Consider the following 24142-nt stretch of genomic DNA (forward strand, 5'->3'; position numbering starts at 1 on the left):
ATCTCTATATTGCTTAACCCAGAAAACAAAGAGGGAGGCAACACCAACTATGTTGTTGGCATATTGGGTGACATAGCTATCGACTCTATCGAGATACCAAAATTGATTCTTACCAATTCACAAAAGTGTGACAACACTTGTGTGAATTAAAAAGCAAACCCTGCAAGGATTTTAAAAACACAAAGTGGCTACGCCACTTTGTGCTTTGGTATAACTGGGAAGAGATTAATATATTTTTAGGGATTTGCGAAAGCAATTAAATGTTTGATTTGCTTGATTTATTTATTGAACTTAATTAATCAAACCTTAATTTAACGACCACTAATGTTTGATTTGTTTGAATTATTGGTTTTGCAAGTAGAAGTAGTGCAAAATTTTTGAATATGACATTGCTACATCCCATAAAATTTTAGGAACATTTAGTTTAGATATACAGTCATTCAGGGATATACATAAATATGTATAGGAGAAAAACTCAAAATGACAAATCAAACTAGACGTTCTAGCACTGCATTACTTGTTGCGGTTAGCTTTATTGGTAGCTCTGCTATTCCTTTATTCAGCGCAACCTCTGCATTTGCTCAGACTACGTTTAATGATGTGCCTACAGGATATTGGGCGCAGACTTTTATTCAAGAGTTAGCATCAAGAGACATTATTAAAGGCTTTCCTGATGGGGGATTTCGTCCAAATGATCCAGTAACAAGAGCACAATTTGCAGCGATGCTGAGCAAAGCTGTGACAAAATCACCAATTCGAGGTGGTGTAACTTTTGTTGATGTTGCTTCAAGTTATTGGGCAGCTTCAGCTATTCAAACTTCATACACAACTGGTTTTATGTCTGGCTACCCAGGCAATGTTTTTGAGCCGACCCAAAATATTCCTCGTGTGCAGGTTTTAGTTTCCCTTGCTAATGGCTTAAATTATTCTGCTAGTCAAGCACCTGAGACAATTCTACAAACCTATGCTGATGCTTCTGGCATCCCTAACTATGCCAGAAATAGTGTAGCTGCGGCTACTGAGAATCGATTGGTGGTTAATTATCCCAATGTCCAGTTCTTAAACCCTAATCAAACCGCAACTAGAGCCGAAGTTGCAGCCTTTATCTATCAATCTTTGGTACGCTCAGGACAAGCCAATGCGATCGCTTCTCCTTATATCGTGGGACAGACAACTACGACTCCTCCTGTACAAAATCAAGTCAGAATTCCCGCAGGCAATATAATCGCTGTGCAGTATTCCAAAGACAAGATTTTGCTTGGGCCTGATGAAAAAGTGCCTTTAGTACTCAATGTGTCACAAAATATTGCTAATTCCCAAGGCACCATTTTGATACCTGCTGGTACTCAAGTTGTAGGTGAATTGCGAACTGTTTCAGGTGGCGCTCAGTTTTTTGCCAGCGAACTTGTTTTTGCCAATGGTCAAAGAAAGTCGATTAATGGAACTTCTAAAGTTGTTACTACAACCGAGAAAGTTGACAAGGGTGTAAACGTTGGTGGACTTCTACAAAATGCTGCTCTTGGTGCTGCTGCCGCTGCTGCGATCTCAGCTGTAACAGGTGATCGCGCGATCGCAACTGAGGAAGTACTCGGTGGTGCAGGTGTTGCCGCATTAATCGGTCTATTTTTAGGACGTAATAGTGTCACTCTTGCTTCTGTCAATCCTAATACTGACCTAGCCGTAACTTTAAATTCCGATCTTTTGCTATAGATTCTAAAAATTTGTAGCGAAGCTTAAAGTGTTAAAGCAATGCCATTGCTATTTAATGTGAGTTCGGGTTAAGCGCTAAAAATTAAAAAGCCAAAAAGCAAAAGCCTCGCACAGCGAGGCTTTTGCTTTTTTGGCACTGGAATCTTAAAAAAAATTGAGAACTCGAAATCTTGATCATCACCATTGCAAGACTACCGCGTGCCTACCAATCACCAAGATCTCAAGTTATACCAATTCACAAAAGTGTGACAACACTTCTGTGAATTAAAAACCAAACCCTGTAAGGGTTTTAAAAACACAAAGTGGCGTAGCCACTTTGTGTTTTGGTATTATTGGCTAAAAGCTAAAGTCATTTAACGATGAATGAACAAATTCAAAGCTTTTCACTGGTTTTATAGCTCTTATAGCTATGTAAGCTTTGCTTAGGACATAAACCCAAATTAATAAAGGCGGAGAGAAGCTCCGCCTTTATTAATTTGGGTTTTGATTTGTCTTAGCTATCTCTGTATACCAATTCACAAAAGTGTGACAACACTTCTGTGAATTAAAAACCAAACCCTGTAAGGGTTTTAAAAACACAAAATGGCTGCACCACTTTGTGTTTTGGTATAACTAGAGTGCCTAAAGCTACAGATGCCGATCGCCTGATCACATTCTTGCAATAAAAAAGCTCCCCTAAAGGGGAGCTTTTTTATTGGTTTAGACCATCGATAGGAATTAACCGTTGATAGCAGGAGCAGCCATAGCTACAGGAGCAACATCAACAGCAGCCAAATCGAGAGGGAAGTTGTGAGCATTACGCTCGTGCATTACTTCCATACCCAAGTTTGCGCGGTTGATTACGTCTGCCCAAGATGGTACTACACGACCTTGGCTATCAGAAATCGATTGGTTGAAGTTGAAACCGTTCAAGTTAAACGCCATGGTGCTTACGCCCAATGCGGTGAACCAAATGCCAACTACTGGCCATAGGGCTAGGAAGAAGTGCAATTGACGGCTGTTATTGAAAGATGCATATTGGAAGATCAAACGTCCGAAGTAGCCGTGAGCTGCAACGATGTTGTAGGTTTCTTCTTCTTGTCCGAATTTGTAGCCTGAGTTTTGGCTTTCGTTTTCGGTGGTTTCACGGATCAAGCTGGAGGTTACGAGTGAACCGTGCATTGCACTGAACAATGAACCACCGAACACGCCTGCTACTCCCAACATGTGGAAAGGATGCATCAAGATGTTGTGTTCTGCTTGGAATACGATCATGAAGTTGAAAGTACCAGAGATTCCCAAAGGCATACCGTCAGAGAATGATCCTTGTCCGATTGGGTAGATCAAGAATACTGCGGTTGCTGCTGCTACTGGCGCAGAATATGCTACGGCGATCCAAGGACGCATACCGAGGCGATAGGAAAGTTCCCATTCACGTCCCATGTAGCAGAAAATGCCAATGAGGAAGTGGAATACTACCAATTGGTAAGGACCACCGTTATATAGCCATTCGTCAAGGCTATCTGCTTCCCAAATGGGGTAAAAGTGCAAGCCAATCGCATTTGAAGATGGTACGACTGCGCCAGAAATCATGTTGTTGCCGAAAAACAAGCTGCCAGCTACTGGCTCGCGGATTCCGTCAATGTCTACTGGAGGAGCACCAATGAAGGCGATGATGAAACAAATTGTGGCTGATAGTAAGCAAGGGATCATGATTACGCCGAACCAACCTACATAGAGGCGGTTGTCGGTGCTGGTGATCCAGTTGCAAAACTGATCCCACAGTGAAGCGCTTTCGCGTCTTTGTACTGCTGTTGTCATAATTGCAAATAATCCTTTTGGGAATGAATAAGATGAAAAAAGTTATATGTAAGCTTTCGCTTATATCAATAGATTAGTTGAAGTATTGAGTAATGTAAATACTTAAATCTTAAATCTATCTATAGATAAATGCGATCGCTAACAAGTCCCAATTGTTTAGAAATGACCGATCATCTTGACTTCGGTTTCCAGTACCACGCCATCGCGATCACTGATTACAGTTTTAATGTGTTGAATGAGACTGAAAATATCACTAGCTTTTGCATTCCCCAGATTAACTATGAAATTAGCATGTAATTCTGAGACTTGGGCATTGCCGATTTGATAGCCCTTCAAGCCTGCGTCTTGAATGAGTTTTGCGGCAAATTGAGGCAATGGATTACGAAAAACACTACCGCAGTTTGGCAAATGATAGGGCTGTGTGTGGTGCCTTACTTTAAGTTTTGCCTCAGTATCCTCTGCGATCGCTACTGGATTACCACCAGCTTGAAATTTAAAGGTTGCTCCTGTGACGATGCTTGATGATTTTTGTAAAGACGAGGTTCGGTAGCTGAAATCTAAATCTTGAGGATAAATTAGATGAGTTTTACCAGTTAAGGTTACGGTCTGCACTGAAACCACACAATCAGCCGCACAGCCGCCCTGTGCTCCTGCATTCATTACAACCAATCCTCCCACAGTCCCTGGAATACCAACTGCCCATTCAAAGCCTGACCAACCATGGCTAGCGATTTGCATTGCTAATCGAGCTACAGGTTCTCCTGCCGCAGCAGTAACTTGACCAGAAAGATCTTCAAATTCAATGCCACGTAGGTGTCGAGTGCAAACGACCAAACCCGCTAAGCCTTGATCACTGATTAAAAGATTGCTGCCAGCACCAATAATTGTGATTGGTAAATGCAGATCACTTGCCCATGAGAGACTTTCAGCTAGTTCAGCGGATGAGCGAGGCGAAATGAAGTACTCAGCCGCACCTCCAACTCGCATTGAAGTTAGTCCTGCAAGAGATACATTTGAGCGAATTGAGTTTTGGATTTGAAGATCGAGTGACATTGGCTTAAATCAAAGCTAATTAAGTGACAAAACTGCTTTGCACGTTCTCTTTCGTGGGTTCTCTAATTTAACAATTAACCAATTAAATGTGTGGCATGGCTCCGCCATGCCGCATTTAATTGGTTAATTCTTGGATGGTTGGCGCGATCGCCTGATTAAGATTGCCCGCACCAAGAAATACAGCTAGATCGCCCGACTGCAAATTTTTCACTAAGAATGATTGGACATCTTTGAGGGTTGGTAAATAATGCACTTGATCTTGTACCGAGGCGATCGCTTCAGAAACTTGTAGACCTGTGATCTTGCCATCATTGAGTTCACTAGCAGCGTAGATATCAGTGACAATCACCATGTCGGCATCGGTGAAGGAATGACTAAATTCTGCTAAGAATCTTTGGGTGCGACTGTATCGGTGTGGCTGAAAAATCGCAACTACACGACTAGTCGTATTTTGTTGTCTTGCTGAAGCAAGGGTCGCAATAATTTCGCTAGGGTGATGGGCATAGTCATCAACAAAAGTAATCCCGTTCTGCACGCCTTTAATCTCAAAGCGGCGACTAGCCCCAACAAAATCAGGTAAAGCATCGGCGATCGCTTGCCACTCAACACCAACATAACGTGCTACTGCGATCGCAGCGAGAACATTGCTGAGATTATGCTTACCAAGCAAACCCACTGAAATTCTGCCTAAAGTTTTACCACGTTCGATTACTAAGGCTTGTGTGTCTGAAGGCGTGTAATTCACTTCCGACACCATATAGTCTGCGGTTGGGTCATGCAAACTATAGGTAATATCTGAATGAATAAATTCCTTTACTGTTGGACAATCAATGCAGCCAACGACAATTTCACAACGTTTTGCAAAAGTCTGGAAGATTTCAACTACCTGTTCAAGGTTGTGATAGTGATCAGGGTGGTCTAGTTCAATATTGGTAATAATGCCAATATGCGATAAGAATTTCACTAAAGTACCATCGGACTCATCGGCTTCAGCAACTAGATATTTGCCTTGCCCCAAACGCGCATTTCCCTGCCAAGCGCTTACTTCCCCGCCAATGATAATACTGGGGTCAAGTCCTGCTTTGAGCAATAAAAAGCCGACTAAGCTACTAGTTGTTGTTTTGCCGTGAGTACCAGCAACCGAGATCGCCTGAAATTGTTCGATCAATGCTGCTAATAAATCCGAACGATGCAAAATTGGTAAGCCGTTTGCCTGAGCTACCTGAAACTCAGGGTTTTGTTGATTGATAGCTGTGGAACATACAACCTGAGGTGCATTTGTCAGATTGATGTTGTCCGCATGATGCCCTTGAAAAATTTTTACACCCAGAGCCTGTAGTTTTTGAGTGATGCGATTGCTACTAAGATCCGAGCCAGATACCGTAAATCCTTGCTTCGCTAAAATATAGGCGATCGCCGACATCCCGATCCCGCCAATACCCACAAAATGAAACGGTCTACCGCTGAAATCAACTGGATTCAGCATTTATACTTCTTACCTACCAAATAACGAGCCTAATAATAACAGATCAAAAGGTGACGCGAAGCAACACCTTTTGATCTAAACCATCAAAGATTCTAAGCCTTCAGGGTTGAGTATGCAAAGCACATCGCGATCGGGAATACGCTGAATTAAATTTTTGCGCTCTAGTTTTCCCAGTACACGAGTGACAGTCTCTCTTGCTAACCCACTTAGACTACTAAGCTCGCGATGGGGCAAATTAGGGATTTCTAGACCACCACTGACTTTTGTACCTTGTCCCTCGGCTAGAAACAGCAGGACATCGGCAACACGAGAAGTACTATCAGCCTCTCGTAATCGTAACCGCCGATTAACTTGACGTAAGCGCTTTGCCATCAGCCTTGCTAAATGGATTCCCGCAGTAGGCTCTGTTTCAATCAGATGAACAAAATCTGGAGCCGGGAGGCTACCGATAGTTGTCGGCGTAAGCGTAATCACATCAGTGGATCTTGGCACTTGATCAAGAGGAGCCATTTCGCCGAACATCTCGCCAAAGCCTAGGATATTTAGAGTGATTTCTTTGCCATCGAGGTTATAGGTGCGAATTTTTGCCCAACCTTCTAATATGAAATAAACTGAGTTGCCCCAATCGTTTTCCAACAAAATTACTTGATCGGCTGGATGGCTGCGCGTGACCATGTGAGCTGTTGCCCTAATTACGGCTTCATCAGGTAACCCCAAAAAGAATGGGGCAGACATAATTTTTTGCTGAAGATCAGTTCCATCCCGCATAGTGGCTGCTCGTATTTCTTGAAGATTTGTTGTAAGTAATCACTCTATCCGAGTTTGTGGCGATAGGTACTGCCATAAGCACAATGACTTATAGCAATTTCTGATCAAGCCCGAGCTTACAGCAACTTGCAATTAAGAAAACTACAAAATTTTTGTTGAAAGATTTGGAGAAAAGCTTTTACAACTAAGTTTTAGACAAAAGCCCACTAAATTTTTTGCAAAAGCCAGTGAAGCAAGACCTTAACAAAAATTTTGTTTTTCATCTCAGTACAAAGCTACATTCGGATAGCTTAATTTAAATTTCCAAGCAATTTATGTAGTCTTAATGCCAAAGATTTAATGATTCCGTTTGGATAAGAGTCTTCGTGAGGAACGATAGAGGCTTCGATATCAGCTACAACATCTGGAGGCAAATCTAGTATTCTGACTAACCTTTGATAAGCTGCGGCTTCATCAAGATTGATCATTGGTTCATTAGGATTGCGCCGACTAGCTTGGATTACTTGATATCCAAGTCTGAGAGTCATTTTGCGATCTTCAACACTTTTGATGTTTGGCACAACTTCTTCAAGAGGAATATTTTGCCCTAAGTAATCCTTAAGCCTAGTTTTTAGATCACTACGCTCTTTTTCAGTTTTGGCAAATAACATTGCAAATTCATCAAGCATCAGCCGAATTTCATCAGGCTCAAGTTTTCCATCAGCCCAAGCCATTGCAGCTACAGCACGAAGCATATCCATCTGACGAGGACTAATCGGAGGGGGAAGTTCTTGAGGTGTCATAGATTTACCCTTAGCCAAGTTTATTTGCCAAATATGAACAAATCATAGGCTAGTTTTTATGAAAATATGTCTTACTTTATTAATGTTTATAGCTAAGCTTTCTTAACGTGCTTGTATAGCGATGAGGCGAAGCTTTGCTCCGCCTCATCGCTTCTATGGCTTGACTAGCTTTTGTTTAAGTAAATCAACATTTACAGAGCTTAAATCAATTTGAATTTCTAAGCGTTGGGTTTCGTCACGAAATAGTAATACTGCATCACCATTTGGCTGAATAATGCAGCCAAACTGAGGATCGCTGACTTGAGTTTTTTGGTAGACGATCTTGGGTAGGGTAATGCGGATTTGATAGCTTCGACCTGACGATGGCAGAATGTCTAGCTGTTGATTAAATAGATTGAGTTGGAGATATCCGACGGAGATATTGCGTTCGTCTGGGCTATTGGGCTTATACCAATAGAGAGTGATGCCGCGTAAGCTTGGTGTTTGAATCGCAAAAGTTTCATCGAGTGCCTGTTTATTCCAGACGATCGCATTGCGATCGCTATTCTCGGTCAAGGGGCGTTGTTGCCAGATGATTTCTTGCCCCGCTAAAGATGTCCACCATTGGGCGATACGGGCAAGATTGGCTTCAGCATCGGGTTCGGTGCTGCCAAGTGTCCAAGTAATGGTTGAGTCCATTATTTTTTAGTACTTGTTAGATTTACTTGTAAATTCTTTATAGCTTACTGCTTTTGAATACACTCAGAAAGTTCAGTTAGCTTATACTTGCTGAAACAATAGAAGCATGTTCAGATACGTTTTAGGAGATCGAAGTTAAATGTTTGGAATTGGCTGGCCAGAAGTAATTGTGATTTCGCTTGTGGGTGTAGCAATTTTTGGGGCAAAGCGAATCCCTGAAATTGGTCGCAGTGTGGGACAAGCACTACGGGGCTTCCAAGATGAAGTAAAGGGTAATGGCGAACCTGATGAATTAGATTCTAAGTAGCTAAGAACCCAAAATCTATACTGCCCGTGTAGCGGGCAGTATAGATTTTGGGTCTATTTTTTTAATCATGCTCAATTACGTAAAGATAGCTAAATTAAAAAAAGTATCAGTTCAAAGTCCTAACTTTACCTAACTTTATCTGTAATATGAATTTCTTGTTAAAAGTAATGCTTGGCATTACTTTTAACAAGGGTCTTGGTTTCGTCTTCAGCACAAAGTGCTGTCAGAATATCAATATAGGTTTCGCCTTGAGCGATTAGATGGATAAGGCGAGCTTCAGACAAGACTTCTAGATCATCTTCTAAATTTAAGTCAAGATTTTTTGTCTCTTCTTTATTTTTTGAGCTCATTGGTACTGAGAGATTAATCTTGAGATGGTTGGGCGGAATTTTAACCAGTTTGCTTGCCCACTCGATCGCCACCACACCGAGAGGAAAATCTTCACCACGCCAATATTCTTCTAAATGTAAGCTGGGAATTTGAGACGGCTCTAGGCGGTAAAGATCAATGTGATAAAGTGGCAAGCGACCTTCGGTATATTCATCGATTAGCGTAAATGTTGGGCTAGTAATTGTAGTGCTAATGCCGAGTGCGCTGCCAAAGGCTTGCATAAAAGTGGTTTTGCCACTGCCGAGATTGCCTTCGAGCAGGATAATTGTACCTGTAGTCACAAACTGAGCAAGTTGGGTAGCGATCGCTTGCGTCACACCAAGATTATCGGCATAAATCTCAATCTTTACAGTCTCAGTCATAATTCGGGTAAACTTTTGTACTAGGTGAAGAGTCTGGTCATGGCTGAATGGTTAGCAACGACTAACCATGATTAAATACTTCGTAACCTTGTTTTGTTTTTATATTATTGAGCTAATTTCGGCAAAGTTTTTTATGGATACGGATATTCTTCAGTCACTCGCTCATCTCGATCAAAGTGGTAATGCTCAGATGGTGGATGTGACTCATAAACCGCAAACGATAAGACGGGCGATCGCTGTTTGCGAGATATCTATGAAAACAACAACGCTAGATGCTATCCAAGCAGGAAATGTGCCAAAGGGCGATGTGTTGGGGACGGCAAGGCTAGCAGGGATTATGGCAGCGAAACAAACAGCTAACTTGATCCCCATGTGTCATCCGCTTAATCTCACTAGTGTCGATGTCAAGATTTTTCTAGATGAAAATATCCCAGGCTATCAAATTGAGGCGGAGGTAAAAACCAAATCTGAAACTGGGGTGGAAATGGAAGCTATGACCGCTGCCACGATCGCGGCTTTAACCCTTTACGATATGGCAAAGTCCCTCGAAAAGACAATGATCATCTCAAATACAAGGTTGATCCACAAGAGTGGTGGCAAGTCAGGAGATTTTAATGCGCCTAAAGGCGATTATTGCGATATTTAAGAATTAGATGCACGGATTTTCCCCGTATCTAATTCTTACTCGGCTTTGTGACCTGCGATCGCAATTAGTTCACGGATCTTGACTTCAGGCAACTGGCTCTCGATATCTAAAGACTTAGTTGCAGCGTCACCAGTAACCGCTGCCGATGCATCAACAGATTGGATCGCTTTTGTAATAGTTTCGATACAACTAGAACAACCGATGGAAGGAACTGAGATCGTTAAATTCATAAATAATTAATGTGAATACATAGAGATCACAATTATAGTTGAGCCATGAAACCTAAGACTCAGAGTAGAGGCTTATTTTTATCTGTATGTATTGGGATATTAAAATCCTGAATTTTGTGAAAAGCTCACCTTTCGGGTGCACTTTCTCAAAAATTTAGAAAACTTATAGTTAATAGCTGCGACATTTGGTAGAGGATTTGGCGATTATGCAAAATATCCTAGATCATGTTCAATGCGGAATCTTTGTTTTGTCGATTGAAGCAAATACGCAAGTATCTGATCTAAATGATCAGGGATTTGTTCTGCGGTTTTCTCTCGCTAATTCCGCATTTGTCCATCTTGTTTTTGGGGAACGTAGTATCGATCAAACTGTAGATTTAGTTGGCTTACAGCCAAAGGAATGTTTGTCTTTAGAATTTGCTGAATTATTGAACAAATATGTTAGTCAATGTTTGCAAATACGACAAGTTGTTGTGTTTGAAGAACAGCTTGATTTGGTAACAAATCGGATACTATCGATTTCATTATCATTAGAGGTTGATAGTATCAACAATTCAGCGCGGATCGTTGGAACTTGCCAAGATATTACTGACAAATCACTATCAAAATCCCAAGTTCAAGCTCTCAATCAAAATAAATTCAGCCATTTAGTGAGTGAAGTTTCTGACGCTTTTGTGGTAGTTGATCATGAAGGCGTAGTGCGATATGTTAATCAATCAGCCGAGAACTTATTTGGGTGTAAATCTGAAGATATTATCGGTGAAACTTTTGGACTTCCTGTAGTAGCGGGGGAAAGCACTGATGTCGATATTCTCAACCGAGGTAGTACAACCTCGGCGGAAATGCGCGTGTCAGAAGCAATTGATGAAGATCGTAGAGTCTACGTGGTCGCCTCATTGCGAGATGTCTCAGAACGGAAGCGGGTAGAGGAGTCTCTGAAATTGCGTGAAAGGGCGATCGCAGCAAGCTCAAATGGGATTGTGATTACGGATGCTACTCAGCCGAATAATCCTATGATTTATGTTAATCCCAGCTTTGAGAGGATTACAGGCTATAGCGCAGCAGAAGTAATCGGACGTGATTGCCGCTTTTTGCAAGGCGGCGATCGCAATCAAATTGGGCTTTTAGATTTACGCAAAGCGATTGCAGAAAGGCGAGAATGTCACTCTGTCCTGCTCAACTATCGTAAAGACGGAACACCATTTTGGAATGATTTGTATATTGCACCAGTCTTTAATGATCATGGCGAACTTGCTAACTATATTGGTATTCAAACTGACATTACGGATCAAGTAAAGTCAACCCAAAGATTGCTAGAAAGTGAAGAACGTTTGCGAACTGTACTAACATCAATCAAAGAGGGCATTACTTTTAGTGATGATGAAGGCTATTTTGCTATTTTCAATGCTGGGATGGAAAGCCTTACAGGATATACGTTATCAGAAGCTAATGCTAGCAAAGATTTTACAAACTTTCTATATCCTGATCGTTCTGAACATGACAAGGCTTTGCAAAGATTGCAACATCTTCAGGAAACTGGCAAAGCGATGACTGTCGAGACCCGCATTTGTCATCGTGAGGGCACATTTAAAGATGTTCTAGTCTCTACAAGAATAATGACTTACAAAGGTCGGCGGATGTATTTAAGCAGCTATTACGATATTACTGAGCGCAAAAAAGTCGAAACTCAATTGCGCTATCAAAGTGAGAGAGAACGTTTATTAAATGCTATTTTACTCAAAATTCAATGTGAATTAAACCTCGATCAAATTTTATCAATTACTGTTAAAGAGGCTCAAGAATTATTGCGTATTGATCGAGTAGTTATTTATCAATTTCAGCAAGATTGGAGTGGTGCATTTGTTGTAGAAGCTGTTAATAATCCTGTGTTATCCATTCTTGGAAAAACAATTGATGATGCATGTTTTAATCAGGATTATGTAAAAAAATATCAAAACAAAGCCATATCTAGTATTAATGATGTTGAACTTGCAGATTTAAGCCCTTGCCATAAAGATCTTTTACAATGTTTTCAAGTGAAGGCTAATATCGTAGTCGCTATTTCTTTTGGAGATACATTATGGGGATTGTTAATAGCTCATCAATGTCTTGCACCTCGTCAGTGGGAAGAATTTGAAATTGATTTGCTCAAACAGTTAGCTAATCATGTAGCGATCGCAATTCAACAAGTGAAATTATTTGAACGAGTGCAAGATCTTAACAAAAATTTAGAACGTCAAGTTAGAGATCGCACTCAGCAACTAGAGCAGAGCCTCAGCCAACTAGAAAGGGCTTTGCTTAGAGAGAAAGAGCTTAACGAGCTAAAATCACAATTTATTTCTAGAGCTTCCCATGAATTTCGCACGCCACTAGCAACAATCCAGACAGCAAGTGATTTGCTACGAAACTATGGATATAAAATGTCAGACGAGAAAAAGCTGGAAAGAATTGATAAAATCCAACGCGAAGTTAAAGGAATGACTAACCTATTGGAGGAAGTATTAATCATTGGCAAAACTGAATCTGGTAAATTTGATTTGCAGTCAGAAGAAATTAATCTTGAAAATTTCTGTTTGGAAATTATCGAGCAAGCTAAATTAATAGGCGACGGCAAGCATCAAGTTATATTCAAAAACATCAATGCTCCTGTAAAGATATCAATAGACATTAAATTCTTTAGGCAAATTATTTCTAACTTATTATCAAATGCTATTAAATATTCTCCAAATAATAGTGAAGTTAATTTTATGATTTCGCTAACTTGCGATCGCATCCCGCAACTTTTATTAGAGGTTAAAGATCAGGGGATTGGTATTCCTGTAATTGATCAAGAAAAGATTTTTGACCATTTTTATCGCGCCCACAATGTTGGTATGATCGTAGGGACTGGGTTAGGGATGGCAATTATCAAGAATTCAGTTGACATCCTTGGTGGCACAATTCAACTTACTAGTGTTGAAAATAAAGGTACAACTATAAAGGTAAAACTTCCTTATACTCTTCCCAGTTAATAATTTAGTGGTGTGCCGCACCACTAAATTATTAATCTTATAACATCCATTCTTTGGATGTGAAGGGAGTATCTAAAGGTATAAAGGAATAAAATAAATTATGACAACGATTCTAGTCATCGAAGATGTAGAAGCTTTACGCGAAGAGATCATGGAGACGCTCTCCTATGAGGGTTTTGATGTGCTGGGCGCAAAGGATGGAGTCGTTGGCGTTCAAATAGCAAAAACCTATTTGCCGAATTTGATTATCTGCGATATAGCCATGCCAGAACTGGATGGCTTCGGAACCTTGGTTGCGCTGCGACAAGAACCAAAAACGTCAATGATTCCGTTTATATTCTTGACAGCAATGACGGAAAAAGCAGATATGCGTCAAGCTATGCAACTAGGTGCAGATGACTACCTGACCAAGCCATTTACCTCTGCGGAATTATTGGGGGCGATCGCTTCAAGACTACAAAAGTACAACTCGGTTAAAGATCATTACTATGATGAGATTAAAGCTGTAGGTGAAAGATTTGAATACTTATCTCATCATGATGAATTGACGCAATTACCAAATCGAATCCTGTTTCACGAATCATTAACCCAAGCTGTATTGCACGCCAAGATTAACAACAAATCTCTCGCCTTGTTATTTCTAGATATGGACAATTTCAATATCATTAACAACACTCTTGGTAATGATATTGGTGATCAATTGTTTATCGCGATCGCCGAGCGACTAAAGCGCTACACGGCTCCATGCGATATGGTGGCTCGTATCCAAGGTGATGAATTCGCGCTGATAATTTCTGGTGTCACAGACACGCTCAGCATCAAACTTGAAACCCAGAAAATTCTCGATCTATTAAGCCGTCCTTATCATCTCTATGGGCATGAGGTTTTCATTACTAGTAGTATTGGCATCACCATTTTTCCTGAAGATCATCAAGATGTGGAAGGATTAATCAAAAATGCTGAATTAGCGATGTACTATGCCAAAACCCATAACAGGAATAGCTATAAGCTCTATAGCCCAGATCTGAATGTCCAATCTTCAGAATATATGGCGTTAGCAAACAGCCTCCACCGCGCCATCGATCGCAATGAGATTCGGGTTTTTTATCAGCCTTTAGTCTGTCTCAAGTCAGGTAAAATCGTGGGGGCGGAAGCGCTAGCCAGATGGCAACATCCCGACTTAGGGCTGATTATGCCAACCAAGTTTATCCCTGTTGCTGAACAAACAGGGCTAATCCTGCGTTTGAGTGAGGTAATTCTATATTCGGTCTGTGAACAAATGCGCTCGTGGCGGGAATCTGGCATAAATTACGGATTTATTGCCGTCAATCTATCTGGTCAGCATTTTCGTCCAGACAACAATCTAATTGAATTAATTAGTAAGGTTTTACAAGAAACTGGCACTGAACCAGACAATCTGGAAATCGAGCTTACTGAAAGCATCATTATGCAAAATGCAGAGTTTACAATTCAAGTACTATCGCAGTTGCAGGAAATAGGAGTAAAAGTAGCGATCGATGATTTTGGTACAGGCTATTCGTCTTTGAGCTACCTTAAGCATTTTCCAGTCAATATACTTAAAATAGATCGCTGCTTTGTCCAAGACATCACGACCGATCGCCATGATGCGACGATCTCTCTAGCCATCATCGATCTTGCCCATAGTTTGTCATTGAAAGTCATTGCTGAAGGTGTTGAGACAGCCGAGCAGATGCAATTTTTAAAGGAGCATGACTGCGATCAGTTTCAAGGCTATTTCTTTAGTCCACCATTACCTGCTCCTGAGTTTGAACAAATGCTAATAGATAGTAAATGCTTATAAGAGAGAAAATAGCTCTGCTCTTCGTCTTCTCTTTTCTAGGTTGCGCTAGTCATTGCTATAAAATCTTATCAAGTCCTTCCAAGCCATACTTCATGAGTAAATCTAAACGCGCCTTAATTACAGGTATCACAGGTCAAGATGGTTCTTATCTATCAGAACTATTGCTAGCAAAAGGGTATGAAGTGCATGGAATCATTCGGCGCGCTTCGACAATCAATACTGATCGCCTTGATCATATGTATCAAGATCCTCACTTACCAGAAACTAAATTGTTTCTGCATTATGGTGATCTCACCGACGGCACTACTTTGGGGCGAATTTTAGAAGCTGTTCGACCTCATGAAGTATTTAACCTCGGTGCTCAGTCCCATGTGCGTGTTAGCTTTGACTCGCCTGAATATACAGTTGATGCTGTGGGCATGGGAACTTTGCGACTGTTAGAAGCTTTACGCGATTACCAACAGCGCAATGATCGCGAAATTCGTTTTTATCAGGCTGGCTCTTCGGAGATGTATGGATTGGTGCAAGCTGTACCACAAAATGAAGATACTCCCTTTTATCCTCGTAGTCCCTACGCTTGCGCCAAAGTCTATGCCCATTGGCAAACGATTAATTACCGTGAGTCCTATGGACTATTTGCTTGCAATGGCATTTTGTTTAACCATGAGTCACCGCGACGTGGTGAGACATTTGTCACAAGGAAGATCACCAGAGCGATCGCACGCATTGTCGCTAATCAGCAGAAAAAACTGTACTTAGGAAATCTCGATTCCAAACGCGATTGGGGCTATGCCAAAGACTATGTTGAGGCAATGTGGTTAATGCTGCAACAGGAAAAACCTGATGACTATGTGATTTCCACAGGTGAAACCCATTCAGTCAGAGAATTTTTGGAAGAAGCTTTTGCTTACGTCAATCTCAAATGGGAGGATTATGTAGAGATCGATCCGCGCTATTTCCGTCCCGCTGAAGTTGATTTGTTATTGGGCGACTGTACTAAGGCGAAACAAAAGTTGGGTTGGGAGCCTAAGGTTACTTTCAAGGCTTTGGTTGAGCTAATGGTGGATGCTGATCTAGAGGCATTGGGTTTACCTAATCCTAAGGGCACACATTCTCAGGATATTGCCACATTGCGAAATACTGGTCAGGCTTCGACTTGGTAACTTAAGAGCCATGCAAAACATGGCTCTTAAGTTCAATTTGGATTTTAAATTAATTGGACTTTAATAGAGAAGTTTTTATGTTGGAAAATCGCTCAAAATTACAATTCAAAGATCAAAAGATTCTTGTGACTGGGGGGGCAGGCTTTTTAGGTAAGCAAGTAATTGCGCAACTAGTCAAAGCTGGAGCTAGTCCAGATTTAATCACAGCCCCTAGATCAAAAGAGTTTGATTTGCGATCGCTTGCTACATGCGAAAGAGTTGTGCAAGGACAAGATTTAATTATCCATCTTGCCGCCCATGTCGGCGGGATTGGACTCAACCGCGAAAAACCAGCCGAACTTTTTTATGACAACCTAATGATGGGTGTGCAATTAATTCATGCCGCCTATCAAGCAAATGTGCAAAAATTTGTATGTGTTGGCACAATTTGCGCATATCCCAACTTTACCCCTGTTCCTTTTAAAGAAACCGATCTCTGGAATGGTTATCCTGAGGTTACTAATGCTCCCTATGGTGTTGCTAAAAAAGCTTTACTAGTGCAGCTACAGTCTTATCGTCAGCAATATGGTTTTAATGGCATTTACCTACTGCCAGTTAATCTCTATGGGCCAGAAGACAACTTTGATCCGCGTAGCTCTCACGTTATTCCTGCTCTAATCCGTAAAGTTTATGAAGCTCAGCAAAGAGGCGATCGCTCTATTTCAGTATGGGGAGATGGAACCCCAACCAGAGAGTTCGTCTATTCCGAAGATGCTGCTATGGCGATTGTCATGGCAGCAGAGACTTATAATGAGCATGAGCCAGTCAATATTGGTACTGGCTTAGAAATTTCCATCAAAGATCTGATCTATTTAATTTGTGAATTAATGGGATTCGATGGCGAAATTGTCTGGGAAACTGACAAGCCGAATGGGCAGCCGCGCCGTTGCCTTGATGTAGAAAGGGCTAAGCAAGCCTTTGGTTTCACAGCACAGGTAGATTTTCGCGAAGGTTTAAATAAGACGATCGCTTGGTATCGTCAACAAGCGAATTAAAAGCAGAGTTTCCGAACGAAGTTCGTAAACTCTGCTTTTATAAAAACCCAGTTTTTTGTAGCGCGGCGAAGCCGCGCTACAAAAAACTGGGTTTTAAGTTTTAACTCGAATTTATAGATATTTTAGTAAAATATCATTAACCACTTCTGGCACTTCATCCTGAGGGCAATGCCCCGCGTTCGGAATGTCAATAAATTTCTTGACACAGGCAAATTTTGTAAAAGACTTACGCCCCAATTCTATCGGCTCCCAAGGATCGCGATCGCCCCATAGCACGATCGCATCACAGGGCAAAATCGCTAAGAGATCTTCAGGTCTTGGCCCCTGAGAGTAACGCACAAAAGCCATAAATACATCCACCGCATTCGGATTTTGTGCAGGCTTAATTAATATGTCAACTAATTCATCGGTCACAGCTTCTTTATGAAAATAAGCTTGCGAAAGTATCTGCTTGACTGATCGCCGATTACGAACTTGATCAAAAAATAATTTGGCGATCGCCCGATTACCCAAAATATTTTGGACAGCCTTTACGCCAACACGCTTAAACCAAGGCATATCTAATTGATTCTGTTCTTGTAATAATCGTAATGAACAATTAATCAATACAGTCTTAGCAACTAGATCAGGTGCATAAATCGCTGCTTGCATTGATACCACTGCGCCGATCGAATTGCCGACTAAGATGCTGCGATCACCCACCACCTCGCGCACAAAATCAGCAACCTGTTGCCCCCAAGTCTCAAACGTATAAGCAAGCTCACTCGGTTTAGGCTGTGCCGAAGAACCGAAACCAATTAAATCGATCGCATAAACTCTAAACTTCTGAGCAAGAACAGGGATGTTTTTGCGCCAATGCCCCACCGAAGCCCCAAAGCCATGGATCAGAACAATTGCAGGCTTATCTAGATTTTTATCTAATCCTTCAACACAATAACCAATCTCATAATCGCGCCATGTCCAGAAGCGATCGGCAAACCTACGATATTCAAAAAACATTGAGACAACTTAATTTTAGGACTTAGAGATAGATCGTACGAAGAGCCAAATATCTCTGGCAAAGGTAAACTTATATTAAGTAAGTAGAACTAGCTAATTTCGCCTATCCTATCATTGACAAGAGGTTAGCCTCTCATAATTATATTTAGCTTATTTAGCCCCAAACTCATTGTATGTTTGGAAATAGGTATTTTTATAACTTTTCGATAATATTTTGGAGATTTAAACGTGGCTCTTCCTTTATTAAATTACGCTCCATCATCGCAGAATTCTCGCGTTGATGGCTTTACAGTCGGTAGTGACAACACACCTCGCATTTATAACACTGCAAACTTACTCTCTAGTGGTGATCTAGGCGAACTGATTGAAGCTGCCTATCGTCAAATTTTCTTCCATGCTTTTACCTCTGATCGCGAAGTTACTCTAGAATCGCAATTACGTTCTGGCAATATATCAGTCAGACAATTTGTGCGTGGACTAGTTCTCTCTAACACCTATAGAAGCAGTTTTTATGACAAAAACAGCAACTATCGCTTCGTAGAACAAACTGTACAGCGCGTCCTTGGTCGTGATGTTTACAGCGAAAGAGAAAAAATTGCTTGGTCGATCGTAGTTGCGACTAAAGGTATTGAAGGTTTCATTGATGCGCTGCTCAACAGCGATGAATATCTTGAAGCATTCGGCGATGACATCCTTCCTTATCAACGTCGTCGTGTCCTACCTAGCCAAAGAATTGGCGAAGTACCTTTCAACCTCAAGTCTCCTCGCTACGATGCTTACCATCGCGCAAAGTTGGGCTTCCCTCAACTTATCTGGCAGAATACTGTCCGCAGCTATGTGGTTACCGACAGAGCACCAAAAACAGGCGATCCAGCTTTGTTCTTGAATATGGCTCGCAGCATTAATACTGCTCCAGCCAACTCAACCCCTGTGTCTGCTCAAAACCTCGATTACGAACGTCTAGTTCCTCGCCGCTAAACCTCAACTTAAAGAGTAAGTTTCAAAACACGTTGCTCTTTAAAACTCAAAAAGCAAAGGGGGCGCATAGCGCCCCCTTTGCTTTGACTACAAATTACTATAAAATTTGTGTCATAGCTAACGTTTGTTTCTCTTAAGTCTTGCCCTCTTTTAGGTTGTTTATTTTTCACTAATGGATATTCATCAATTTCTCAAACTCTTTGTCGGTCGCTGGCGATCGCAACGCAGCGATCACCAATTTAGCAAGGGAAATGGTGGTGATACTCGCGCTGTGATTGAGATTATCCCTCTAAGTCTAGATGATCCAGATTTGCTTACAATTTGCCAAAAGTATGACATTCATCCTAATACAGCGATCCATCCGATGAAAATGTCGTGGGAGGAAGAATCTTTAAGCAGTAATAAACCTAAGGGCAATGCTCTAGTCATACCTGTGCCTAATGATCTGAATTCACCCCAGAATGGTTTGATTTTGACCAACAATGGTAAAGGTTTTTATGAACTTGGTGTAGATGAAGCTCTGACAATTCAGACGATTACTGAACAAAATGTGATTGAGGAGCGGATTTGGTTTGGGAATCCTAACTTAAGATTTCGTGTAGCAACTTTGTTGCAAAGAGATACTGTTAGCGATCGCCATGTCCAATCCTCCAAGTTTTATTCGGAAATTCGCAGCGCTGAACCAAAAACATAAAGTGAATGCGGCACTTAGAAAACTATTCACTTTATGTTTTTATTAAATGAGATATTAAAGTCCAAACTTCTAAGCCGATAAAACCCGCTAAAAAGATAAAAATCGCAATATTTAAACCAGTTTTAATTTTTTCCATATTTTTATATTGGGTATTAGACTCTTAAATAGATTAGGCTGGGTGGCGATTATTGCTGCCCAGCCTAATCTATTTAAGAGTGTCATATATTTGACGAATTAGGTGCTTAAATAAACCAATAATTTTGACTAGAAAAATCATGACTTTATCTAGTTGGGTTAAACTTAACCGTTATTACATTCAAGTGTGAGGATGTACTGCTGTGAATTGGGTCAAAAGGTTTAGTATTCTCGGGTCTGTAGCGATCGCATCTTTAGCAATTGCTCAATCTGCATCGGCACGTTTTGTGATTTTTGTTTCTGGCAATGATCCCGCGACTTTACAGAGGGTTCGCACTGTTTCTCCAACTGCTTTTGCAACAAAGATCAACGATCAGCCTGCAATTCAAGCAGGTACATTTAACTCTGAAACTAGCGCTGATAGTCTAGCGATCGCACTGCAACAGTCTGGACTGTCAGCCCAAAAATATTTTCGAGCTTCAGGTGGAAAGGAAACTAATGTCCAAGTTCCTTTTTCAGAAGCCACCACATCTTCAGTAAATTCTTCAGTTGCTACTTTACCTAACCCGCAACAAGTTATAATTCAATCAAGCTCAAATCCTCAACCAGTAAGCTTTCAGGTAGATTCTCAGCCTCAGGTTTTTAACTCTGCGCCTCAACAAGCGATCGCCTATAACCAGAACCAATATCAGCAGATCACAACAAATACTGTCGTTCCACAGGTACAAACTCAGCAGGTGCTAGTACCACGTTGGCAACAAGTACTAGTTCCAGAAACAAGACAAATTGTCACCCAGACAGTTGTTCCTCAAACTCAAATTGTTCAAACTGGCTATACACAACAGACAGTGCAACCAACTACTTATGTACAGCCAACTGTACAAGCGACAGGCTATACACAAACAACAGGTTATGTGCAACCACAGACAGGTTTTATTCCTACGACATCAACAACAATAGTCCCAACAACCTACGACAACTCGACAGCTACTAGTTTCGCCTTGCAGCCTCAGTCAACTAATACAGCTTATAGCTCTAGCAGTTATACTACTACTGCAACCGAGCCACAGTTATTGCAAGCCACCCAGAATTCTAATTTTCGTTATGTTGTAGCCGTCCCAGCATCTGCAAGCAATCAGTTTTTGCTATCACGAGTGCGTCAATATGTTCCTAACGCCTTTTTGGCAAATTCTGGACGTGGTACTTATATTCATTCAGGTGCTTATCAAAGTCGCGATTCAGCCGAAGCTGTATCTCGCTATTTGCGATCGCAAGGTGTTGACTCACGAGTTCTTTACTTCTAAATATGCCTGTGAATAGCTCTTCAGATATTCCTCCTACCCAAAACCCCAAAACAGTTCGGCGGCTCAAGTGGCTAGAGCCTTTAGCTTTATTGTTCCCAAGTGGCTTTTGGCTGATCTCATTTTTGATTATTCCAACAGTTTTTATTTTAATTCAGAGCCTTGCCCCTCTGGGTAAAACTGAGTTTGGACTAGACAACTACCAGAGAGTATTTGAGTACGTTGGTGGCAACTTTATCTATCTAGTCGTCGTATGGAGATCGCTGCTTTATGCAGCTATCACTACAGGATTTTGTTTAATCTTAGGATTTCCTGTAGCTTACTGGCTAGCTGTGATTGCTCCCAAGCGTTGGCGCAATATTTTGCTACTTCTATTTGTATTGCCTTTATGGACTTCATCATTATTAAGATCCTATGCATGGATTACAATTTTGCGACCGACTGGAGTTCTAAACACTTTTCTGAACTTCATTGGACTATCAGGGATCAATGTATTGAATAAAGCTGAGGGCGTGATCATTGGCATGATTTATACTTATCTGCCCTATATGGTTTTAGTTTTATATACTTCGCTCGAACGTCTCGATCTCCGTCTACTTGAGGCAGCAGCTGATCTCGGCGCTAATGCTAAACAAACTTTTTGGCAGATTACAGTTCCACAGGTTTCCTCAGGAATTATCGCGGGAGCCGCCCTAGTATCGATCACTAGTTTTAGTGATTACATCAACCCGCAACTATTAGGTGGTCCTGCTAGTCGCACGATCGCCTCAGTTATTGAGTTGCAATTTTTGGGGGCAAGTAGCAATCGAGGTTTTGGCTCGGCGCTCAGTATGGTGCTCATTTTGTTAGTAACAATTGTAATTGCCTTGCTAATTAAATATGGCGATCGCAGGGTGGTAAGTGATGGCTAATCAAATCAATGTGCCAACCGTTAAGCGCTGGCAAACTTGGTATACGGTAATTGCATTCTTTTACATGTACTTGCCGATCGCCGTTCTAACACTTTTTAGCTTTAATGATTCACCATTGCCTTCACAATGGGCAGGATTTACTTGGAAGTGGTATGAAAAGTTTCTTCAAAATCCGAAATTACTGGCTGCTCTACAAAACAGCCTCGGTGTCGCACTCACAGCTGTTTCAGTCTCCGCTATTCTCGGGACTCTTACCGCCGTCGGATTAGCTCGATATTATTTTCCAGGCAAAAGTCTATATCGAGGAGTTACCTATTTACCCTTAATCATTCCTGATATTGCGATCGCTGTAGCGACCCTAGTGTTTTTTGCCGCTATTCAGCTACCTCTAAGCCTTGTCACGATTGTAATTGCGCACATTGTTTTTTGTCTTGCTTACGTTGCTATAGTAGTTTCCAGTCGCCTTGCCACCATCGATCCCCAACTCGAAGAAGCCGCCCTTGATCTTGGAGCTACACCCGTACAAGCCTTTTTAAGGGTGCTATTGCCGCAGCTTTTACCAGGAATTTTGTCTGGATGTCTCTTGGCATTTATTTTGAGCATGGATGACTTTGTAATTGCATATTTCTCAGCAGGCGCTGGCTCGACAACATTACCAATGTACATTTTCTCCACACTGCGAAGTGGTGGCGTAACCCCCGAATTGAATGCCCTTAGCGTGTTATTGATTATTGCTTCAGCTTCAATAGCGGCGATTGCGGAAGCGATCAGAAGTTGGGGCAAATTTGATTAGGTCTGGATAGCGGTGATAAATAATTAATCTCAATCAGATTGTATATATAGCATTTAGATTTATCCGTTTAAATTGACATGAGAAAATCGTAAAATGCGACATTTTTTAAAGAGCTTTATCAAAAATTAATTGGTTTTACAAACATAGGTTAAAAACGTGTGGTATATTACATTTGGCAAAGCTAATCAAAGCTACAGAATGACTCCCCATGAGTGAGAAGCCTTTAAAGCTGCGAATCTCAATTCCACCCGTTGAGGGAATCGAGGACATTCCCATCGCAGCAGTCGAAGTACTCGCTACAAAAATGGGGTTTGATCCTGATGCTGTGCAAGATATCGTACAAGCTCTTACGGAAGCATTAGTTAATGCGGTTCTTTACAGTACATCTGATCTTGACGTAGAAGTTGTAGTTTTCGCGGCAAATACCAGCCTAATTGTAGAAGTCCATGATCGTGGATCGGGTTTTGATATAGATAGTGTACCTCCACCTGATTTTGATTTGATATCCGAGATTGGTGTCAAAAACGGTGGATTTGGTATACATATGATCAAAGCACTGGTTGATAAGGTCGAGATCGAATCTACCAATCAAGGTACAACAGTCCGTATGAGTAAGTTCCTGTCTATCCCCAAACCTATTCTCCAATCATGACTCATTCCTCATTTTTACAAGATGAACTCAAGATCGTCGAACAGATTGATGGCGATCAAGTTATTCTCAAACTAAATGGTGCTTTGAGTGTAACGACGGTTCCATATTTTAGACAAGCCGTACAACCATTTATTGATCGCAAACTATCAGCGATCGTTTTGGATTTTGAAGGAGTGACTAAAATCGTTAGTAGAGGCGTAGGTGCAGCAATTGATATGGCAGTGCAAGCCAAGAAACAAGGTGGAAAGTTGCGTCTAGAGAATGTGGGCAAATATGGTCGATCTTTATATATCCAAGGCGTACATTTAGTAGCTGAAGTGCCTGAGCTCGAAGGATTTGAGCCATAAGTTTTATAAAAAGCAAATAAAATAGAGGTAGTGCTTTGCACTGCCTCTATTTTATTTGCTTTTTAAATTGATTTTTAATAGGCAATAAAA

Annotated in this window: 23 protein-coding genes; 14 read left to right on the plus strand and 9 right to left on the minus strand. The window is 41.1% G+C overall.

Annotated elements, in window-relative coordinates; all coding sequences use genetic code 11:
• The first annotated feature begins 480 nt into the window (after window positions 1–480).
• On the plus strand, window positions 481–1710 hold the full coding sequence (locus tag CQ839_RS15625; RefSeq protein WP_103669221.1) for an S-layer homology domain-containing protein: 1230 nt from the start codon (window positions 481–483) through the stop codon (window positions 1708–1710).
• Window positions 1711–2427: 717 nt separating this feature from the next.
• Here CQ839_RS15625 and psbA read toward each other — a convergent pair.
• The 6 genes from psbA to CQ839_RS15655 form a co-directional block, all read right to left on the minus strand.
• On the minus strand, window positions 2428–3510 hold the full coding sequence (gene psbA / locus CQ839_RS15630) for a photosystem II q(b) protein (protein WP_103669222.1): 1083 nt from the start codon (window positions 3508–3510) through the stop codon (window positions 2428–2430).
• A 156-nt stretch (window positions 3511–3666) separates the two neighbouring features.
• Window positions 3667–4563, minus strand: a complete 897-nt coding sequence (gene murB, locus CQ839_RS15635; protein WP_103669223.1) for a UDP-N-acetylmuramate dehydrogenase — start codon at window positions 4561–4563, stop codon at window positions 3667–3669.
• A 115-nt stretch (window positions 4564–4678) separates the two neighbouring features.
• Window positions 4679–6049: a UDP-N-acetylmuramate--L-alanine ligase gene (murC, locus tag CQ839_RS15640; protein ID WP_103669224.1), complete on the minus strand. Its 1371-nt coding sequence runs from the start codon at window positions 6047–6049 to the stop codon at window positions 4679–4681.
• A 75-nt stretch (window positions 6050–6124) separates the two neighbouring features.
• Entirely contained in the window at window positions 6125–6817 is a 693-nt protein-coding gene (locus CQ839_RS15645) for a Crp/Fnr family transcriptional regulator (RefSeq protein ID WP_103669225.1), read from the minus strand.
• Window positions 6818–7107: 290 nt separating this feature from the next.
• Entirely contained in the window at window positions 7108–7599 is a 492-nt protein-coding gene (locus CQ839_RS15650; protein WP_103669226.1) for a TerB family tellurite resistance protein, read from the minus strand.
• A gap of 153 nt (window positions 7600–7752) precedes the next feature.
• Window positions 7753–8277: a hypothetical protein gene (locus CQ839_RS15655; RefSeq protein ID WP_103669227.1), complete on the minus strand. Its 525-nt coding sequence runs from the start codon at window positions 8275–8277 to the stop codon at window positions 7753–7755.
• 139 nt (window positions 8278–8416) lie between these two features.
• On the opposite strand from CQ839_RS15655, the gene tatA reads away from it, so the two are divergent.
• A complete protein-coding gene (gene tatA / locus CQ839_RS15660; RefSeq protein ID WP_103669228.1) occupies window positions 8417–8584 on the plus strand; it encodes a twin-arginine translocase TatA/TatE family subunit in 168 nt (55 codons plus the stop codon).
• A gap of 158 nt (window positions 8585–8742) precedes the next feature.
• Here tatA and tsaE read toward each other — a convergent pair whose 3' ends face one another.
• Window positions 8743–9336, minus strand: coding sequence for a tRNA (adenosine(37)-N6)-threonylcarbamoyltransferase complex ATPase subunit type 1 TsaE (tsaE, locus tag CQ839_RS15665; protein ID WP_103669229.1), 594 nt, complete (start codon window positions 9334–9336; stop codon window positions 8743–8745).
• Window positions 9337–9469: 133 nt separating this feature from the next.
• Between tsaE and moaC the strand changes: the two genes are divergently transcribed.
• Window positions 9470–9982 (plus strand): cyclic pyranopterin monophosphate synthase MoaC, encoded by a 513-nt coding sequence (gene moaC / locus CQ839_RS15670; protein ID WP_103669294.1) that lies wholly within the window; start codon window positions 9470–9472, stop codon window positions 9980–9982.
• 35 nt (window positions 9983–10017) lie between these two features.
• Here moaC and CQ839_RS15675 read toward each other — a convergent pair whose 3' ends face one another.
• Window positions 10018–10212 (minus strand): heavy-metal-associated domain-containing protein, encoded by a 195-nt coding sequence (locus CQ839_RS15675; protein WP_103669230.1) that lies wholly within the window; start codon window positions 10210–10212, stop codon window positions 10018–10020.
• 206 nt (window positions 10213–10418) lie between these two features.
• On the opposite strand from CQ839_RS15675, the gene CQ839_RS15680 reads away from it, so the two are divergent.
• From CQ839_RS15680 to CQ839_RS15695, 4 genes are all read left to right on the plus strand, one after another.
• A complete protein-coding gene (locus CQ839_RS15680; protein WP_103669231.1) occupies window positions 10419–13223 on the plus strand; it encodes a PAS domain S-box protein in 2805 nt (934 codons plus the stop codon).
• 100 nt (window positions 13224–13323) lie between these two features.
• A complete protein-coding gene (locus CQ839_RS15685; RefSeq protein ID WP_103669232.1) occupies window positions 13324–15045 on the plus strand; it encodes an EAL domain-containing protein in 1722 nt (573 codons plus the stop codon).
• A gap of 92 nt (window positions 15046–15137) precedes the next feature.
• Window positions 15138–16208, plus strand: coding sequence for a GDP-mannose 4,6-dehydratase (gene gmd, locus CQ839_RS15690; protein WP_103669233.1), 1071 nt, complete (start codon window positions 15138–15140; stop codon window positions 16206–16208).
• 77 nt (window positions 16209–16285) lie between these two features.
• On the plus strand, window positions 16286–17242 hold the full coding sequence (locus CQ839_RS15695; protein ID WP_103669234.1) for a GDP-L-fucose synthase: 957 nt from the start codon (window positions 16286–16288) through the stop codon (window positions 17240–17242).
• 111 nt (window positions 17243–17353) lie between these two features.
• Here CQ839_RS15695 and CQ839_RS15700 read toward each other — a convergent pair whose 3' ends face one another.
• The gene (locus CQ839_RS15700) at window positions 17354–18241 is read right to left on the minus strand and encodes an alpha/beta fold hydrolase (protein ID WP_103669235.1); all 888 of its coding nucleotides are present in this window, start codon (window positions 18239–18241) and stop codon (window positions 17354–17356) included.
• A gap of 228 nt (window positions 18242–18469) precedes the next feature.
• On the opposite strand from CQ839_RS15700, the gene CQ839_RS15705 reads away from it, so the two are divergent.
• The 7 genes from CQ839_RS15705 to CQ839_RS15735 all read left to right on the plus strand — a co-directional run bounded on the left by CQ839_RS15705 (window position 18470) and on the right by CQ839_RS15735 (window position 24052).
• A complete protein-coding gene (locus tag CQ839_RS15705) occupies window positions 18470–19219 on the plus strand; it encodes a phycobilisome rod-core linker polypeptide (RefSeq protein WP_103669236.1) in 750 nt (249 codons plus the stop codon).
• A 172-nt stretch (window positions 19220–19391) separates the two neighbouring features.
• A complete protein-coding gene (locus tag CQ839_RS15710; RefSeq protein WP_103669237.1) occupies window positions 19392–19913 on the plus strand; it encodes a phycobiliprotein lyase in 522 nt (173 codons plus the stop codon).
• A gap of 338 nt (window positions 19914–20251) precedes the next feature.
• Window positions 20252–21352 (plus strand): hypothetical protein, encoded by a 1101-nt coding sequence (locus tag CQ839_RS15715; protein WP_103669238.1) that lies wholly within the window; start codon window positions 20252–20254, stop codon window positions 21350–21352.
• Window positions 21353–21354: 2 nt separating this feature from the next.
• Complete coding sequence (locus tag CQ839_RS15720; protein ID WP_103669239.1) at window positions 21355–22260, plus strand: ABC transporter permease; 906 nt, start codon at window positions 21355–21357, stop codon at window positions 22258–22260.
• Window positions 22253–23053, plus strand: coding sequence for an ABC transporter permease (locus tag CQ839_RS15725; protein ID WP_103669240.1), 801 nt, complete (start codon window positions 22253–22255; stop codon window positions 23051–23053). The genes CQ839_RS15720 and CQ839_RS15725 overlap by 8 nt, the downstream gene beginning before the upstream one ends.
• Window positions 23054–23261: 208 nt before the next feature.
• A complete protein-coding gene (locus CQ839_RS15730) occupies window positions 23262–23705 on the plus strand; it encodes an ATP-binding protein (RefSeq protein WP_103669241.1) in 444 nt (147 codons plus the stop codon).
• Window positions 23702–24052 carry an STAS domain-containing protein gene (locus tag CQ839_RS15735; protein ID WP_094536281.1) on the plus strand — a complete coding sequence of 117 codons (351 nt, stop codon included), beginning with the start codon at window positions 23702–23704 and terminating at the stop codon, window positions 24050–24052. Before CQ839_RS15730 ends, CQ839_RS15735 begins: the two co-directional genes overlap by 4 nt.
• Window positions 24053–24142: the final 90 nt, after the last annotated feature.

It is taken from the genome of Pseudanabaena sp. BC1403, from assembly GCF_002914585.1.
Classification (GTDB): domain Bacteria; phylum Cyanobacteriota; class Cyanobacteriia; order Pseudanabaenales; family Pseudanabaenaceae; genus Pseudanabaena.